This window comes from Bacillus sp. FSL R9-9530 (assembly GCF_038008145.1).
In the GTDB taxonomy this organism is placed as follows: domain Bacteria; phylum Bacillota; class Bacilli; order Bacillales; family Bacillaceae_G; genus Bacillus_A; species Bacillus_A mycoides.
Genome location: NZ_JBBOYO010000001.1, coordinates 1755487 through 1773670, shown reverse-complemented (window position 1 = coordinate 1773670; position 18184 = coordinate 1755487). Strand labels below are relative to the sequence as shown.

General features: G+C 34.1%; 20 protein-coding genes. 17 read left to right on the top strand and 3 right to left on the bottom strand.

The genetic code is table 11. The features are described 5' to 3' along the window. The first annotated feature begins 3 nt into the window (after nt 1-3). The 4 genes from MKX66_RS08825 (at nt 4) to MKX66_RS08810 (ending at nt 4337) form a co-directional block, all read left to right on the top strand. On the top strand, nt 4-492 hold the full coding sequence (locus tag MKX66_RS08825) for a dihydrofolate reductase (RefSeq protein WP_002031690.1): 489 nt from the start codon (nt 4-6) through the stop codon (nt 490-492). A 154-nt stretch (nt 493-646) separates the two neighbouring features. Then, nucleotides 647-2632 (top strand): penicillin-binding protein 3, encoded by a 1986-nt coding sequence (gene pbpC, locus MKX66_RS08820; protein WP_341085931.1) that lies wholly within the window; start codon nt 647-649, stop codon nt 2630-2632. A gap of 238 nt (nt 2633-2870) precedes the next feature. Next, a complete protein-coding gene (locus tag MKX66_RS08815; RefSeq protein ID WP_012260865.1) occupies nt 2871-3506 on the top strand; it encodes an FMN-dependent NADH-azoreductase in 636 nt (211 codons plus the stop codon). A 111-nt stretch (nt 3507-3617) separates the two neighbouring features. Beyond that, nucleotides 3618-4337 carry a lysophospholipid acyltransferase family protein gene (locus MKX66_RS08810; RefSeq protein WP_002141628.1) on the top strand — a complete coding sequence of 240 codons (720 nt, stop codon included), beginning with the start codon at nt 3618-3620 and terminating at the stop codon, nt 4335-4337. Nucleotides 4338-4374: 37 nt separating this feature from the next. Here the strand turns inward: MKX66_RS08810 and trhA are convergent, their stop codons facing one another. Continuing rightward, complete coding sequence (gene trhA / locus MKX66_RS08805; protein WP_002085872.1) at nt 4375-5031, bottom strand: PAQR family membrane homeostasis protein TrhA; 657 nt, start codon at nt 5029-5031, stop codon at nt 4375-4377. Nucleotides 5032-5240: 209 nt separating this feature from the next. Between trhA and MKX66_RS08800 the strand changes: the two genes are divergently transcribed. The 4 genes from MKX66_RS08800 to MKX66_RS08785 all read left to right on the top strand — a co-directional run bounded on the left by MKX66_RS08800 (nt 5241) and on the right by MKX66_RS08785 (nt 7794). Beyond that, nucleotides 5241-5417 (top strand): twin-arginine translocase TatA/TatE family subunit, encoded by a 177-nt coding sequence (locus MKX66_RS08800; protein ID WP_002141629.1) that lies wholly within the window; start codon nt 5241-5243, stop codon nt 5415-5417. A 57-nt stretch (nt 5418-5474) separates the two neighbouring features. Then, nucleotides 5475-6218 (top strand): twin-arginine translocase subunit TatC, encoded by a 744-nt coding sequence (gene tatC / locus MKX66_RS08795; RefSeq protein WP_215591218.1) that lies wholly within the window; start codon nt 5475-5477, stop codon nt 6216-6218. Between the two features lie 328 nt (nt 6219-6546). After that, the gene (locus tag MKX66_RS08790; protein WP_002012715.1) at nt 6547-6798 is read left to right on the top strand and encodes a DUF2535 family protein; all 252 of its coding nucleotides are present in this window, start codon (nt 6547-6549) and stop codon (nt 6796-6798) included. 153 nt (nt 6799-6951) lie between these two features. Continuing rightward, on the top strand, nt 6952-7794 hold the full coding sequence (locus MKX66_RS08785) for a DegV family protein (protein ID WP_061673909.1): 843 nt from the start codon (nt 6952-6954) through the stop codon (nt 7792-7794). Nucleotides 7795-7982: 188 nt separating this feature from the next. On the opposite strand, the gene MKX66_RS08780 is transcribed toward MKX66_RS08785, so the two are convergent. Further along, nucleotides 7983-8957, bottom strand: coding sequence for an MBL fold metallo-hydrolase (locus MKX66_RS08780; RefSeq protein ID WP_061673897.1), 975 nt, complete (start codon nt 8955-8957; stop codon nt 7983-7985). 336 nt (nt 8958-9293) lie between these two features. Between MKX66_RS08780 and MKX66_RS08775 the strand changes: the two genes are divergently transcribed. After that, nucleotides 9294-9881, top strand: coding sequence for an SCO family protein (locus MKX66_RS08775; protein WP_002141632.1), 588 nt, complete (start codon nt 9294-9296; stop codon nt 9879-9881). Nucleotides 9882-9917: 36 nt separating this feature from the next. Here MKX66_RS08775 and MKX66_RS08770 read toward each other — a convergent pair whose 3' ends face one another. Next, a complete protein-coding gene (locus tag MKX66_RS08770; protein WP_002012708.1) occupies nt 9918-10385 on the bottom strand; it encodes an Hsp20/alpha crystallin family protein in 468 nt (155 codons plus the stop codon). 217 nt (nt 10386-10602) lie between these two features. Between MKX66_RS08770 and asnB the strand changes: the two genes are divergently transcribed. The 8 genes from asnB (at nt 10603) to MKX66_RS08730 (ending at nt 18144) form a co-directional block, all read left to right on the top strand. Continuing rightward, the gene (gene asnB / locus MKX66_RS08765) at nt 10603-12504 is read left to right on the top strand and encodes an asparagine synthase (glutamine-hydrolyzing) (protein WP_002012706.1); all 1902 of its coding nucleotides are present in this window, start codon (nt 10603-10605) and stop codon (nt 12502-12504) included. A 91-nt stretch (nt 12505-12595) separates the two neighbouring features. After that, nucleotides 12596-12955, top strand: a complete 360-nt coding sequence (locus MKX66_RS08760; protein ID WP_215591219.1) for a GNAT family N-acetyltransferase — start codon at nt 12596-12598, stop codon at nt 12953-12955. 45 nt (nt 12956-13000) lie between these two features. Then, nucleotides 13001-13336 carry a hypothetical protein gene (locus MKX66_RS08755; protein WP_078176649.1) on the top strand — a complete coding sequence of 112 codons (336 nt, stop codon included), beginning with the start codon at nt 13001-13003 and terminating at the stop codon, nt 13334-13336. 106 nt (nt 13337-13442) lie between these two features. Next, nucleotides 13443-14444, top strand: a complete 1002-nt coding sequence (locus tag MKX66_RS08750) for an N-acetylmuramoyl-L-alanine amidase (protein ID WP_002031713.1) — start codon at nt 13443-13445, stop codon at nt 14442-14444. A gap of 234 nt (nt 14445-14678) precedes the next feature. Then, nucleotides 14679-15641 carry an ABC transporter substrate-binding protein gene (locus MKX66_RS08745; protein WP_215591221.1) on the top strand — a complete coding sequence of 321 codons (963 nt, stop codon included), beginning with the start codon at nt 14679-14681 and terminating at the stop codon, nt 15639-15641. Nucleotides 15642-15773: 132 nt separating this feature from the next. After that, complete coding sequence (gene dat / locus MKX66_RS08740; RefSeq protein WP_002141635.1) at nt 15774-16649, top strand: D-amino-acid transaminase; 876 nt, start codon at nt 15774-15776, stop codon at nt 16647-16649. 98 nt (nt 16650-16747) lie between these two features. Beyond that, nucleotides 16748-17395: a nitroreductase family protein gene (locus MKX66_RS08735; RefSeq protein WP_002012699.1), complete on the top strand. Its 648-nt coding sequence runs from the start codon at nt 16748-16750 to the stop codon at nt 17393-17395. Nucleotides 17396-17655: 260 nt separating this feature from the next. Beyond that, nucleotides 17656-18144 (top strand): hypothetical protein, encoded by a 489-nt coding sequence (locus tag MKX66_RS08730; protein ID WP_002065200.1) that lies wholly within the window; start codon nt 17656-17658, stop codon nt 18142-18144. The last annotated feature ends 40 nt before the right edge of the window (nt 18145-18184 follow it).

Below are 18184 nucleotides of genomic sequence, written 5' to 3'. Positions count from 1 at the left end.
AAAATGATTGTTTCATTTATGGTCGCAATGGACGAGAATAGAGTAATTGGCAAAGATAATAATTTACCTTGGCGTTTACCAAGTGAATTGCAGTATGTAAAGAAAACAACGATGGGCCATTCACTTATTATGGGCAGAAAGAACTACGAAGCGATTGGTAGACCACTGCCTGGAAGACGTAATATTATTGTAACACGTAATGAAGGGTATCGTGTTGAAGGTTGTGAAGTAGCACATTCTGTAGAAGAAGTGTTTGAACTATGCAAAAATGAAGAGGAAATCTTTATTTTCGGCGGAGCACAAATTTATGATCTCTTTTTACCTTACGTAGACAAGTTATATATAACAAAAATCCATCATGCATTTGAAGGAGATACATTCTTCCCAGAAATGGATATGACAAATTGGAAAGAAGTTTTTGTTGAAAAAGGTTTAACGGATGAAAAGAATCCGTATACGTACTATTATCATGTATATGAGAAGCAACAATAATAAGAAGGATTGATGTGAAATTCACATCAATCTTTTTATTTGTATTCATTAATATAAGTTTATAGATGGTATTCAATAGTGCTATAATGAAATCTAGCATGTAAAAATGCTAAAATTTTCAAAAGTATTCATATAGAAAGAGGAGGAGAATCGATTGAAAAAGATATGGGGGATTCTTTTTCTTTGCTTAACGTTCATGTTAGTTGGATGCGGTAAAGAAGAAAAACCACAAGAAGCGTTTGATACATATACAAAAGCATGGAATAAACAAAAATTTGCAGAAATGTATGATCAATTATCAGAAAAGGCAAAAAAAGATATTTCAAAGAAAGAGTTCACTGAGAAATATGAAAAAATTTATTCTGGCATTGAAGTGAAAAACTTAAAAGTAGAAGCAGGAGAAGTAAAAGAAGATAAAAAAGATGAAGGTCCTGTTCCTTTTAAAGTAAGTATGGATACAGTTGGTGGTAATATCTCTTTTGGCCATGAAGCAAAAATGGTGAAAGAAAAAGATGGAGATAAAGAATCTTGGAAAATAGATTGGACTCCTGATTTCATTTTCCCTGGCATGACAAAAGATAGTAAAGTGCGTATGCAGGCAACACAACCAAAACGTGGTGAAGTTTACGATCGTAATGGAAAAGGTCTTGCGACGAATGGGAAAGCTTCTGAGATTGGAATTATTCCAGAAAAATTAGATGAAACTGCTCCGCAAACGAAAGAAGCAGTAGCGAAGTTGTTAAATATGTCTGTAGAAGAGATTGATCAAAAACTAGCTGCGAAATGGGTAAAACCAGGGTATCTCGTACCAATTGGAATTTTGCCTGAGGGAGCAACGCAAAATACGTACATCGATTTACCTGGTGTTGCAGCAAAACCTGTAAATGTTCGTACATATCCGTTAGGGGAAGCAGCAGCGCATCTTACTGGTTATATCGGAAAAGTAAATGCAGAAGATTTAAAAACGCTTCAAAAGAAAGGCTATCAAGCCGATGATCCAGTTGGTAAAGCTGGATTAGAGCAAGTATTGGAAGAACAGCTACGCGGGAAAAAAGGTGGCCGTGTCTTCATGGAGGATGCACAAGGAAAAGAAATTAAAAATTTAGCGAAAACAGATGCTGTTGATGGAGAAAATGTAACTTTAACTATCGATAGTGTTGTTCAAGAAAAAACGTATAATGAAATGAAAGGAGAAGCTGGTTCAAGTGCGGCAATTAATCCGAAAAGTGGAGAAACAATTGCTCTTGTAAGTAGTCCAGCTTATAATCCTAATTTAATTGCACGAGGAACATCAAAAGCACAGCGCGAGGCTTGGAATAATGACCCGAAAAAACCGATGACGAATCGATTTACACAATTATCGGTACCAGGTTCTGTATTTAAGCCAATTACAGCTGCAATCGGTCTTGAAACGAAAACAATCGATCCGAAAGAAGAGTTGAAAATTGAAGGATTGAAATGGACGAAAGATTCTTCTTGGGGTAATTATTATGTAACGCGTGTAAAAGATGCAAATCCGATTGATTTTGATAAAGCGATGAAATACTCGGATAATATTTATTTCGCACAAGAAGCTTTGAAAATCGGAAAAGATAAATTTATGAGTGAATCGAAAAAATTCGGATTCGATGAGAAATTACCAATTGAATATGGATTCCCAGCTTCTAAAATCGCAAATGATGGGATTAAAAATGATATTCAAATGGCAGACACAGGTTATGGACAAGGGCAAGTATTAATGACGCCACTCCATCTAGCATTAACTTATGCACCAATTGTTAATGATGGAAACATACCTTCTCCATATATTATTAAAACAGATAAGCAACCAAAAGTTTGGAAAGAGAATGTCATTTCAAAAGGCAATCAGGATATATTAAAGACTGCTATGACGAAAGTAATTAACGATCCAGATGGTACGGGGAAAATTGCGAAAATTGATGGTATGACGCTTGCTGGTAAAACAGGAACAGCAGAATTAAAAGTATCAAAAGAGGCAGAAGGAAAAGAACTAGGTTGGTTCGCTGCGTTTGATTTAAATTCACCTGATATGGTTATTACAATGATGATTGAAGATGTAAAAGGTAGAGGTGGAAGTAATATTCCAGCTGAAAAAGTGAAACATGTTTTTCAAAAGTAGTAATTGAAGAAGACTATCTCCATGAAATATGGAGATAGTTTTTTATTTGATTAAAACCTTAATATTTATATACAAAAACTAACTGAAATAATGTAACTTATTAACTTACGAAAAAAAAGTAGCTATTTTTATTGACATCCATTAAAACTTTTTGTATTATACTTACATAAGGTAAGTTATTTACTATAAAATAATAAATCTCGAATTAAAGATAAATTAGAAAAAGGGAGATAATACAATGACAAAAGTACTATTTATTACAGCAAATCCAAATTCAGCAGAAGGTTCTTTCGGTATGGCAGTAGGGGAAGCTTTCATCGAAGCATATAAAAACGAACATCCACAAGACGAAGTTGTAACAATTGATTTATTCAATACAACTGTACCAGCAATCGATGCAGACGTATTCGCTGCTTGGGGTAAATTTGCAGCAGGCGAAGGATTCGAAGCTTTAAGTGAAAATCAGCAACAAAAAGTTGCAGCAATGAACAATAACTTAGAAACATTTATGCATGCAGATCGTTATGTATTCGTGACTCCAATGTGGAACTTCAGCTACCCAGCAGTAGTGAAAGCATACTTAGATAACTTATCAATCGCAGGTAAAACATTTAAATATACTGAAAATGGTCCAGTTGGCTTACTAGAAGGAAAAAAAGCACTTCATATTCAAGCTACAGGCGGCGTTTACTCTGAAGGAGCATACGCATCTATGGACTTCGGTCGCAATCATTTAAATGCAGTATTAGGATTCATGGGTGTATCAGACACTGAATATATTGCAGTTGAAGGAATGAATGCAAATCCTGAAAAAGCACAAGACATTAAAGAAGCAGCAATTGCAAGTGCACGCGAATTAGCAAAACGTTTCTAATATAGAAAACTTCAAAATGTCCAAACACTTGTTGTTTGGACATTTTTTCTTCTTTTTCCTTCGTTTGTCTAGTATAATGAAGGTCGGAATGATAATAGGTGGGGGTTCTGTATGATTCAAACGTTTTTTAAAATCTTTTATTTAATTTTAATCGTAATTGCGATTACACCAAGGTTGTGGCGTATAAAAAGAAAAGCAAATGCGATGTCACCGCAAGAAAAAGATAGTGTTGTGTATAAAACAACAAACTGGTTTGGTAAGAAAATGGTGCGTGTAACTGGATCGACTGTAGAAGTAAAGGGACTTGAAAATGTTCCGAAAGACAAGCCAGTGCTAGTTGTAAGTAATCATCAAAGTAATATGGATATTCCTGTGTTACTAGGTTACTTAAATAAGCCAATTGGATTCGTTTCAAAAGCGGAAATTAAAAAGTTTCCGGTTGTGCCAACATGGATGGAACTAATGAATTGTGTGTTTATGGACCGCAGTGATCGTCGTCAATCTCTTAAGGCAATTAAAGATGGAATTGAACTGTTAAAGAGCGGGCATTCTATCGTGATTTTTCCAGAGGGAACGAGAAGTAAGGGTGGCGAAATCGGTGAGTTTAAAGCAGGGAGTTTTCACCTTGCTGTAAAATCTGGCGTATCTATATTACCAGTAACTTTAGATGGTACATATAAGATGTTTGAGGCTAATGGAAATCGTATGAAACCAGCTCATGCAACATTAACAATTTCTAAGCCAATTACACCTGAAGAATATGCAAGTATGGATGCTAAAGAGTTAACCCAGCATACAAAAGATATTATTGCATCTCAATTACATAAGTAATAAAAAAAGTTTCAGCTTAAACAAGCTGAAACTTTTTTTATGCTGCGGGTAAGACATAAAACAGTACGCAGAAAAACATCATTGTACTACCGCCTAGTACGAAGAGATGCCAAATGGCATGATTGAACGGAAGCTTTTCCCAAAGGAAGAATATAGCTCCGACAGAATACAAAATGCCGCCTATTAATAGTAGTGAGAAGCCGTGACCGGTTAAATTTTCATAAAGGGGTTTAATGGCAACGATGATGAGCCAACCCATAATGATATAACATAATGTTGATGTTTTAATAAAGCGACGAACAAAGAAGATTTTGAAAATAATGCCACCAATCGCAAGGGTCCAAATAATTGCGAGTAAAGTCCAACCGAGCGGGCCACGCAGTGTAATGAGTAGAAATGGTGTATACGTGCCGGCAATTAATAAATATATGGCGGAGTGATCTAAAATGGTAAATAACTTTTCTACTTTTGGATGATGGATGCTATGTAGCAGTGTAGAAAATAAGTATAGTAAGAACATGCTTACGCCATAAACGGTAAAGCCAACAACAGCAGATGCTGTGCCATGTTTGGAAGCATGAATAATTAATATGATTAAGGCAGGGATGCTTAAAATGGCACCGATACCATGGGTAATTGCATTCGCAATTTCTTCTTTTACAAATTGGGTCATTCTTTTAATTTTTTGCGTCATAATGTTAATCCCTTTCACTGTATTGAGATAAGTTATATTTTCCTTAACCATATCATATACAAAAGGAATAGAAAATGATATTTAATTGATTATATTTTTGAATTTTTTTGACAAAAGACAACGGATACATTGACGTTTACGAAATTTTTTGACAAAATGAACTTATGGAATAGTAGGACAAGGAATCTACTTATGAAGGGGATGGGGAAATGTTTTCAAATATCGGCTTTCCGGGGTTAATTTTAATTTTAGTAGCAGTGTTAATTTTATTTGGCCCAAAAAAGTTACCGGAAATTGGGAAAGCTTTAGGGGAAACGTTAAAAGAATTTAAAAAATCAACAAAAGAATTGACTGATGAGGCATTTCAAGAGAAAGAAAAAAAATAAATAAAAGAATATGCTGAAGTTTTTCTCGGAATGGATAAATAAAGTGTGGTGAACGAGATGGAAGATCGGGAAATGAGCGTAGTAGAACATATTGTTGAGCTTCGCAAACGAGTAATATATACAGTATTATCCTTTGTATTATTTTTAATTATTGGATTTACTTTTACGAAGGATATTTATTTTTGGCTTGTAAAAGATTTACCAATGAAATTAACTGTTCTCGGTCCAAGTGATGTGTTGTGGATTTTTTTCTCGATTGCTACAGTATTTGCTGTCGTTTGTACAATTCCTTTTGCTGCGATACAAATTTGGTTATTTGTAAAACCAGGTTTACATCCCAATGAACAAAAAATGACATTAATGTATATACCGGTATTGTCTATATTATTTATAGCAGGCCTATCTTTCGGTTATTTTATCGTCATGCCATTTTTATTTCATTTCCTAACTACAATTGGTAATGAGATGTTTAATACGATGTTTACAACGGAAAAATATTTTCATTTCGTATTAAATTTAACAGTTCCGTTTGCTGTTATATTTGAATTACCTGTAGTTGTTATGTTTTTAACGAGTATAGGTCTTCTAACGGCAGAATTTCTTCAGAAAATAAGAAGATATGCTTATGTCGTGTTGATTATAATTGCATCATGTATATCGCCGCCAGATTTTTTATCACATAGTTTAGTAGCGGTACCGCTTATTTGTATTTATGAAATTAGTATCGCTTTATCAAAGATAGTTAGTAAACGAAAACAGAAAAGAGAAGAAGAAATACAGTCGAAAAGTGCCTCGTTATAAAGGCACTTTTTAATTTATTTGTTATACTCTAGCTATAATTGTATACAATATATAGAAGGAAAAAATTATAGAATCTCCAAAATTTAGACAAACTTTTCATTTTTATAAGTTTATACTGAAGTTATCAAGCTATATATGGGTAATAAGACTCCCGTCTCAAAGGATATATAGGACAGGGTTCGAATTAGGTGGATATAAATGAAGTATTAACTTCTAAATGGGGCAGCTTAAGGATATTTTAGTATTCATAGGAAACCTACACTAAAAAACGTGTTAAAGAATAAAGTGGAGGAAGTTCAAAAATCCAACGAAAAAGAGGATTGATATTGTGATTACGAAAAGTTTTTATTTCACTCATGCAACAGGGAATTGTATTAAAATATTTGAAATCCCTGTCCTACAAACACAGCATCCATTAGCGTTTCTAATTCAGTCTCGTCTTCAATTGTTTATTGCAAAAATTCAAAAACATAAAAACCCAAGATTCTCGTACTCTTTCCGTGAATATTTACAAAGTTGTTTGAAGTGGAATGATTATTCAAATGTATATAAGACAAATACTCTTGAAAAGAATGCATAATACACAGCAGGGACAGAGTTAGATAGGCTCTGTCTTTTTCATTTTAGGTATAAAAATATAATTAATTTGGTGAAATTCATTCGAAATTGTTGAAAGCCTCGGGAATGCTAGTATAATAACAGGGAGAGCGTATTGGAAAGGGAAGAATATAATATGCAAAAAATTAAAATTGTAACAGATTCAACGGCAGATTTATCAAAAGATATACTTGAGAAGTATGATATTCATGTTTTACCATTATCTATTTCTGTAAATGGACAAACATACTTAGATCGTGTAGATTTGCAACCGGATGAATTTATTGAAGAAATGATTAAATCAGAAGAATTACCAAAAACATCACAACCGGCTATGGGTACATTTGTAGAAATGTATGACAAGCTAGGCGAAGACGGAAGCCAAGTGCTTTCTATTCATATGACAGGTGGAATGAGCGGTACTGTCGCAACAGCGAATAGTGCTGCATCAATGACAGATACAAAAGTAACAGTTGTTGATTCTCAATTTATTACACATGCTTTAGCATATCAAGTAATTGAAGCTGCAAAAATGGCAAAAGAAGAATGCTCACTAGAAGATATTTTAAAACGTATTGATGAAGTAAGAAAGAATACTCGTTTATATGTTGTCGTAGATACATTAGAGAACTTAGTGAAGGGTGGACGTATCGGTAAAGGGAAAGCTTTTATCGGTTCATTACTTAATATTAAACCTATTGCAAGTTTAGAAGGCGGCGTATATAATCCGGTAACGAAAGTACGTAGCCAAGGGCAGATTGTAAAAACGTTGGCTAAACTATTCGAGGAAGATACTGCTGGGAAAGTGGTGAAAGCTGTTGCGATTCCACATGCTAAAGCAATTCCTTTAGCAGAAAGTGTAAAAGCTGCTGTTGAAAAAGTGAATGGATTCACTCAATCAGAGATTTTCTTTACAACACCAGTTATCAGTACTCATACAGGACCAGGAGCAATTGGTTTTATGTATTTAGCAGAGTAATAAAAAAGCTACTTGAAATGAATTTTCAAGTAGCTTTTTTATTATTTCAGGACAGAAAATAAGAAATGAGAAGGGCAATACAGGCGCTACCGCTAATTATATAGCGAGTCTGTAAATAATCTTTCATGGAAAACACCCTTTTCAATTTTTTAAAGTATATGATAAATTACTCGCAAAAATTAGTACTATTATACATGAGAAGTTTCTGTGATTTTTACTGGTTCTTTAACTGGGACAATAGGGCTATAAGTGAAAGTTTGACCTAAAAAGAGAACATGTAGTTGTTCCCACGGTAGCATTCGTAAATTCCAGTTATTTCGTAGTCGTGTTACTGCTTCCCTTGGTGTTTCATCTGCTAAAGCAAAAGTACCGTAGTGCATGGGAATGAAATGTGTAGCTTTTATATCTAGATACGCTTGCACAGCTTCTTCTGGTGAAACGTGAGACACTTTCATAAACCATTCTGGTTCATAGGCACCAATTGGCATAAGTGCAATATCGATTGAAAAACGTTTGCCGATCTCTTTAAATCCTTGGAAATAACCACTATCACCACAAAAATAAATGGTTTCTGAAGAAGTCATATTATCAATGATCCATCCTCCCCAGTGAGAGGTGTTCATATCAAATAATGTTCTTCTCGTCCAGTGCTGGGCAGGTACGAAGTGAAAAGAGACTTCATCAATTGTTGTACTTTCCCACCAGTTGTATTCTTCTACATTGGTGAATTTTTTACGAGTAAATAATTTTTTTAGCCCAATAGGAACAAGGTATAAGGTATCATCATTTAGTTGACGAAGAGATGAAAAGTCTAAATGATCGTAATGACCGTGTGAAATAAGAACGATATCGATTTTAGGTAGTTCTTTTATAGTGAGCCCTGGCTCAGTAAGTCGTGGAACTAACTTTAATTTATTTGCCCATACTGGATCTGTTAAAATATTTAAGCCGTTCGTTTGAATGAGAAAAGTTGAATGACCAATCCATGTGACAGTCGTTTTTTCAAAGTTATTTAGTAGAAATTTACTTTGTTTAACAGGTGATTGTTCTACTAGAAAAGAAAAGTCTTTTTTGTTTTGCTTTCTCTCTTTACGCCAACGTAAGAAGGCGCGAATTGATTTTTTTGTACTTGCATTATCCATATTTTCATAGCGCTTTGCCATGAACATCACCTCATTTAAAATCGTTGTAGTTGTATTGTACCGAAATGTTGTTAAGGAATACAGTGTTTAACATGGATTAATGTTTAAGTAATTGTAAAAAAATAGGGGGGATTTATTTACAAATTTAACAATGAACTTCGTTTCGCAAATAATGGTTAGAGAAATAATAGTAGTAAAATATATTTTGTCTAGTAATTCGCTTGAAATAAAGAAGTAACATACGTAAATTCGTACGATTTCGTGAACAAATGATGTAAACAATTTTCTCATAGTGTTTACTTTTGTTATGATATACATAACTTACATAAATTAAGGATAGAGAAAAGAGGTTTAATAATGAAGCGTTATCAAAAGTTAATTGGTCTTATGGTTGTATTTTGTCTCTTTGTACTTGCAGGTTGTAGTAGTTCAGGGGCAAAACTCCGTAAACCGTTAAACTGGGATTTAGAAACTTTCCAATTTACAAATCAAGAAGGAAAGCCGTTTGGTACAAAAGATTTAAAAGGGAAAGTTTGGGTAGCTGATTTCATGTTTACAAACTGTCAAACAGTTTGTCCGCCAATGACTGCTAATATGGCGAAATTACAGAAAATGGCTAAGGAAGAGAAATTAGACGTTCAGTTTGTTTCGTTTAGTGTAGACCCTGAACTTGATAAACCAGAAAATTTGAAAGCATTCATTCAAAAGTTTACAGAGGATACAAGTAACTGGAACTTGTTAACTGGTTATTCACTGGAGGATATTACAAAGTTTTCAAAAGATAACTTCCAGTCGCTTGTAGATAAACCAGAGAATGGGCAAGTAATACACGGTACATCATTTTTCTTAGTCGATCAAAATGGAAAAGTAATGAAAAAATATAGCGGCATTAGCAATACGCCATACGAAGATATTATACGTGATATGAAGCGATTAGCTGATTAAAAAGAAGGGTGCTTAGCACCCTTCTTTTATTAGTATTCAGTCTATGGATAATATGTCATGCTGTTGTGGTAATTTCGGTGCGCGAATTTCTAATACACCGTTTTGATAAGAAGCTTTCGTTGCTTTTTTATTAATTAAATATGGTAACTTAATAATTCTTGACGCTTCTGAAATGGAACGTTCTCGGCGATAATAGTTATGAGATGTTTGTTCTTCTTCCGTCTCTTCAAGTATATCTTCTTTTACAGAGACTTTTAAGTATTCGCTTTGTATTTCAATTTGAATTTGTTCTTTTTGTATACCTGGTAGTTCGGCTGTAACGACGAGTTCGTCACCAACTTCGTATAAATCTACTGGGAATGTTAATAAACGGTTTCCTTTTTGGAAAAAATGATTTAAATCAGCAATTACGCCACGAAGAGGCGTTTGTTCGAAAAAATCATCAATTTGTTTTAAATAATTACGAACTGGTGGGCGAGAAGAATCTTTTTTTTCTTCACTCATGGTATTACCTCCTAGAAATCAATTTGCAATATCATATGACAAAAGCGGAGAAAGGTGAGTGCCTAGTTTTCATGTTTTCATAAAAAAATGTTAAAAATGTGAAATGGAGTGAGTTTTTTATAGTTTTTGGTCGCCATATTCAGTTGATTATGCTAGTATAAATAGGGTTGATATAGTAGTATTGAGACAGAATGAAAACTGAAAGAGGGTAAGAAGTATGTGTGGTTTTGTAGGATGTTTATGTGAAAACCCTAGAGAGTTTTCAGAAACAGAAAAACATCAATTTGAAAATATGAACACGATGATTTTCCACCGCGGTCCAGATGACGAAGGATATTTTCGTGATGAACATGTACAATTTGGCTTCCGCCGTTTAAGTATCATTGACTTAGAGGCAGGACATCAGCCGTTAACTTATGAAAATGATCGATATGTAATTATTTTTAATGGTGAAATTTACAATTATGTAGAACTACGTGAAATGTTACTTGAAAAAGGTGCAACGTTTGCTACACAATCTGATACAGAAGTTATCATTGCATTGTATGCACATATGAAAGAAAAATGTGTAGACTACCTTCGTGGTATGTTCGCATTTATGATTTGGGATCGTGAAGAAAAGACACTTTTCGGTGCACGTGACCACTTCGGTATTAAGCCTTTATACATCGCACAACAAGGTGATACTACATTCTTCGCATCTGAGAAGAAAAGTATTATGCATGTAATGGAAGACAAAGGGGTAAACCCAAAGTCACTACAACACTACTTTACGTACCAATATGGTCCAGAGCCAGAAACATTAACAATTGATGTTAACAAAATTGAGCCTGGTCATTACTTCGTAAAAGAAATCGGTAAAGAGATGGAAATCCATCGCTACTGGAATCCTTATTTCAACGCTTCAAGCGCAACGAAAGAGGAGCATATCCAAGCAATTCGTGATGTATTATACGATTCTGTAAAAGTACATATGCGTAGTGATGTACCAGTAGGTTCTTTCTTATCTGGTGGTATCGATTCATCTATTATTGCTTCTATCGCAAGAGAAATGAATCCAAATCTATTAACATTCTCTATTGGTTTCGAACAACGCGGTTTCAGTGAAGTTGATGTTGCGAAAGAAACTGCTGAGAAATTAGGAGTTAAAAACCATAACGTATTCATTACAGCGCAAGAATTTATGGATGAGTTCCCAAAAATCATTTGGCATATGGATGATCCTTTAGCGGATCCAGCAGCTGTACCATTGTATTTCGTTGCGAAAGAAGCGCGTAAACATGTAACGGTTGTTCTTTCTGGTGAAGGTGCAGACGAGCTATTTGGTGGATATAACATTTATCGTGAGCCAAACTCGTTAAAAATGTTCTCTTACATTCCTAGCCCAGGAAAGAGTGTTCTAAAGGCATTAAGTGGTGCTCTTAAAGAAGGGTTTAAAGGAAAAAGCTTCTTAGAGCGTGGATGTACGCCAATCGAAGAGCGTTACTATGGAAATGCGAAAATCTTCCGTGAAGAAGAGAAAGCTGAATTAATGAAGTATTACGATGAAAGTGTTAACTATATGGATATCACGAAACCATTGTATAACGAAATTAAAGATTATGATGATGTAAGTAAAATGCAGTACATTGATATGTTCACATGGTTACGCGGCGATATTTTATTAAAAGCTGATAAAATGACGATGGCAAATTCATTAGAACTTCGTGTACCGTTCTTAGATAAAGAAGTATTTGACGTTGCATCTAAAATTCCGACAGAATTTAAAATTGCAAACGGAACAACGAAAGCTATATTACGTGAAGCTGCTCGTGGAATTGTTCCGGATCACGTGTTAGATCGTAAAAAGCTTGGATTCCCAGTACCAATTCGTCACTGGTTAAAAGATGAAATGCACGATTGGGCTGTAAATATTATTAAAGAAAGCAAAACTGAGCATTTAATCGAAAAACAGTATGTATTAAACTTACTGGAAGCACATTGTGCAGATAAAGGCGATTATAGCCGTAAAATTTGGACTGTACTTGCGTTTATGGTATGGCATCAAATTTATGTTGAGCATAAATACGATACGAATAAGTTCCACGAAGAAACAAAGCGTGCGTATAGCTTAGTTTAATAAAAAACCTTAAGGTCGCATTCGATCTTAAGGTTTTTTTCATAAATTGCATTTATTATTGATACAATAATAGTAAAAGGATGGACAACATATGATTACATTTGAGAAAGTAAATATAGAAAATGAAAGCGCTGTAAAAGAAATGTTTCACTCACACAGCTTAGATGAGAAAAAGGTTCAGTATTGTGTAAAGGCTGATGATACATATATTGGTGTAATAGATTATAGCGTTCAAGAAGAGAGTGCTATTTTGTCACAGTTAATTATTCATTTTGATTATCAAGGTTATGGATACGGGACAAATACGTATTTTACATTTGAAGAAATGATGAAACAGAGAAATGTGAAAGAAATAAAAGTATTGCAAGAGATGTTTACGGAACAAGCTAAATCTTTCATAGAGGGATCTGGTTTTATTGAGGAAAATGGAATATATGTAAAGAAAATATAGTGAATATTGATTAGGTGATGATATGAATATAAGGTAGGTGGACGTATGACGATAACTTCTGGTCTTGTATTAGTTGGAGGTTGTTTTATAGTAGCAGAACTATGCCAGACTTTTATTCGGAAAAGAATGTATAAGAAGAGAAGACCATATGAATTACAATATATACCCGTGTTTGTAATTTTGTTTTGTATGCTATTTGTATTGCAAAACATAACGTATTTCCCACCTCTTTTGAACATCTTTTTGAAGTTTGGGTTGCTATATAGCGGCGGTGGGATATTTCTTTTATTTCTTTTATTTTGCATACGTTACATCCATTATCAATCGTATATATTCATTTTAAATTGGCTAAAGCAAAGCGATAGAAACCGCCTTACATAAGGGGGTTTTTTTATTTGTACTTGTAACGGAACTTGTACAATTAACATAAAATAGGACGAGTAGAAATGAAAGCTTATTACAATAAAGAAAGGAATGAAAAAGATATATGAAACTTGTTATAGACGCAGGGCATGGTGGATATGATTCTGGTGCTGTTGGTAATGGGTTAGTGGAAAAAGAGTTAACACTTCAAATTGCTAGACGTGTGCGAGATATTTTATCTGCAAATTACCCAATCAATATTAAAATGACACGTGATAGTGATGTGTTTATCTCTTTATCAGAACGTGCTAATATTGCTAATTCATTTGGTGCAGATTATTTTATCTCATTTCACATTAATAGTGGCGGTGGCACTGGATTTGAAAGTTATATTTACAATGCGCTATCTAATAGTAGTTCCGCATATGAAAAGCAACAAAAAATGCATGCAGCAGTCAATCCTGTATTAACAAAATATGGTCTTCGTGATCGAGGGGCAAAAAAAGCAAATTATGCGGTACTAAGGGAGACTGCAATGGATGCAATTTTAACTGAGACTGCTTTTATTGATACAACATTTGATGCTAATTTATTGAAAAATCCACAATTTATCGAAGATCTAAGTCAAGCATATGCAAACGGAATAGCAGCTATTTTTGGAGTAGCTCCAAATCCGAATCCTCCAAATCCACAACCTCCAAATCCTCAGCCAACACCACAAACGAAGGGGATTGCTTATATCCTTGGGAAAAATGTGAATTTAAGAAGTGGTCCATCAACGTCTTCTTCGGTTATTCGTCAACTAAACTCCCCAGAATCGTATGTCGTATATCAGGAAAGTAACGGATGGTTAGACTTAGGAAATGGACAATGGGTGTATAATGACCCTTCGTACATTAATTTTGTAAAGACGAGCAATAGCGATGGAAGTGCAATTGGTGTCGCATATATACAAGGAACGAATGTGAATTTAAGAAGTGGTCCATCAACATCTTCTTCAGTTATTCGTAAATTAAATAATCCAGAATCTTATTTAGTATATATTAATCAAAACGGTTGGTTGAACCTTGGTGGAAATCAATGGGTGTATAATGATCCATCATATATTAAATATAATCAATATTAGGAAATGAGTTTATAATGTAATATGAATGCGTATTTATGTATAACGTAGATACGCATTTTAAGAACGTTTATTATTTTCATACTTATACACTTTATTTTAAAAATAAACATTTGAATAGCGGATAGAATCTAAAATGTATATATTGAAAAAGTTTTCTGATATACATTGACAATGTATGTAATATACATTAATCTTTAATTGTTAATGATAATCGATTTCATCTAGGGAGGACATATGGTACATAGCAAAAAAATATTTATGTTCAGCATTATGATACTTATGGTAATAATCGCAGGGTGTAGCAAAGAAGAGAAAAAAGAAAATGATACATCGGCTAAAGCAAAAGATTCGTATACTGTAAAGCATGCAATGGGTGAAACAACAGTAAATGGTACACCTAAAAAAGTAGTTGTTTTAACAAATGAGGGTGCGGAGGCGCTTTTAGCTGTCGGAGTAACACCAGTTGGAACTACAAAACCACGTGCTGGTGATGAATGGTATCCTCATTTAGCGAAAGATTTAAAAGATACGAAAGTTGTAGGTACTGAGCGTGATATTAATTTAGAGGCAGTTATGAAGCTTAAGCCAGATTTAATTATCGGTAATAAAATGCGTCATGAAAAAATATATGAGCAATTGAACGAAATAGCGCCAACTGTGTACGCTGAAACATTGCGCGGGGATTGGAAAGAAAACTTTACACTCTATACAAAAGCTGTAAATAAAGAAAAAGAAGGGCAAAAGGCTCTTGAAGATTATAAAAAACGTATTGAAGGAATGAAAGAGAAGTTAGGAGATAAATTGAATTCTAAAGTTTCTATTATTCGCTTCGTACCAGGTGACGTTCGTATTTATCAGAAAAACTCATTCTCAGGTGCTGTTTTAAATGATATTGGATTTAAGCGACCACCACTACAAGATAAAGATGAGTTTGCGATAAAAGGAATTACAAAAGAGCAAATTCCGAATATGGATGGAGACTACATATTCTACTTCACATCTGATAAAGATGCAGATAAGAATAACGAAGGAACCACGTTAGCAAAAGAATGGACAGAAGACCCACTCTTTAAGCAGCTGCAGGCTTCTAAAGATAATAAAGTATTCCAAGTGGATGAAGTAATTTGGAATACAGCAGGCGGTATTAAAGCTGCAAACTTAATGCTAGATGATATTGAAAAATATTTTTTGAAATAAATGAATGGTTGAGTGCATCACTTTAAATAGGTGATGTACTTTTTTTGTTTAGTTAAATACAGAAAATTCCTTCTTTTAAGTGTGGATAAGTTGTACAATAAAATCAATTATGGAATAAAGGAGTGGGAAGGAATGAAAGCTACTCATAAAGATTGGATTTTATTTAACGGAAGAATTGTGAATACGAAGGAAGAACAGCCGATGGTCCCATTAGAGGAGAGGGGCTTTCAATTTGGTGATGGTATATATGAGGTGTTTAGGTTATATGATGGGAAGCCACATTTATTGGATTTACATTTGGAACGATTTTTTAATTCTATGGAAGAAATAAAACTAATTCCATCGTTTACTAAAGAAGAGTTAGTGGAAGAGTTACATCAAATGATTGAAAAAAATCAATTTCAAGAAGATGGGAATGTGTATCTTCAAATATCACGTGGTGCTCAAGCTCGAAATCATGTGTATGAAAAAGATTTACAACCAACATATTTTGCGAATATTGTTTCGTTTCCAAGACCTACTACTACTATGGAACAAGGAATAAAGGTTACTGTAGAAGAGGATATACGCTGGAAGTTCTGTCATATAAAATCTTTAAACCTTCTACCTAATATCATGATTAAAAATAAAATAAACGAGCAGGGGTATCAAGAAGCGATATTAGTACGAGATGGAGTTGTAACAGAAGGGTGTCATTCGAATTTCTTTATGGTGAAAAATAATAAATTAATTACACATCCGGCCGATAATTTCATTCTACACGGCATTACTCGTCACTACGTTATTACATTAGCGAAAGCTTTACATATTGAAGTAGAAGAGCGTGAATTCTCATTGCAAGAAGTATACGAGGCTGACGAATGTTTCTTTACAGCGACACCACTTGAAATGTTCCCTGTTGTTCAAATTGGTGATGAGAAGTTTGGAAGCGGCGAAAGAGGACCAATTACGAAAAAACTACAAGCTGCATATGAAGAAAGTATTAGTTTGTTTAAAGTGACAAATTAATAATGAGGGAAAAAGCTGGTATTCCCCCAGCTTTTTTTCATGATATAATTCAACCATAGGACAAGTTTTGAAAACGCTGTAAAAAGGGGATTTAATATATGAATTATGAAGATTTTAAAGAAGTAATTCACGGTAGACGAAGTGTTAGAAAGTTTACAGAACAAGAAGTATCCACTAGTGATATAAAAGAAATTATTGATTGTGCTCGTTATGCACCGAGTGATACGAACTCACAAACGTGGGAGTTCTTGGTCATTATGAACCGAGAGAAAATTAAAGAAATTGAACAAATGACATGGGATGCATTACATAAACTTGCAGCAAAAGCAGCAGAAAATGGAGAAGAGAAAGCAGGGAAATTACTTACACGTTCTTTCGGTCCATATGCGACAGCTTTCTCTGAGGCGCCAGTATTAATCGTATGTTTGGCAACACCATATGAATCAAAGTTTCGTGAAAAGATATTTGATCCAATTGCCTTCGTTCCTGATTCAGTATGGGAAGAGGAAGGAATTAAGAGTAGCTGTTTAGCAGCACAAAACTTAATGTTGGCTGCACATGCGAGAGGACTGGGTACTTGTCCAATGACAGGACCTGTATTATTAGCTCAAGATGAACTGCGACAATATTTACAAATTGAGCCTCAAAAACAAATTAATATGGTAATTTCACTCGGGTTTCCGAAAGATAAGCCGAAGAAACTTTCTCGAAAAGAAGTTGATGAGATTACAACATTTATTTTCTAAATGTTATGTAGAAAAGACATTGAAATGACAATGTCTTTTTATTTTGAATGGATATTTTTTTAGTAAATTGGGCTAAAATGATGAATAGATTGGAATTACTATTTATTTCTTTAAAAAAATTAATGTTCTTAAAATGAAAGTATGGTACAGTAATCGTGAGCAAGCTAATATTTGTTCATGAAAGTGTTAAAAACTAGTTTTAAAATCAAGAAGTTATTTTTGTATAATAAATTATAATGAAATAACAGGGGGAATGAATTTTGAAGAAATTCATAATCGCTGGATTGTCTGTATTGCTATTAGTAGGCTGTGGTACTCCAAAGGAAAAAGAGGATGCACAGTCAAACCAGGAAGAACAAGTTGTAAATGCAAGTGATGAGAATATGGTCGTATTTCCTGAAGGAGCAGTGCCAATCGGAGAAGGGAAAGTAAAAGTAACTACTCCAGATGGTACTTCTGAAAATGGCAATATACCAACTGTATTCATAAAAAAGGATACTTTAATTCAGCAAGTCGAATTAGAACTTTCCAATTTTCAAAACGATAAAGAAACATTTGTATTTGTAGATCAAATATTTGCAGATAAACATCAAGTAACTAGTACAACACAGACAACAGTACAATTAAAAGAAAAGACGCTTGAGACAGGTAGTCATACGATTACCGCAGCTCAGTTTGAAAACAATGATCCAAAAGGAAAAGTCATTAGCTTGAATCAAGCGACGTTTGAAACGAAACCTGCGTCTTAATATGGAAAAAAGTACATTACTCAAAAGTAGTGTACTTTTT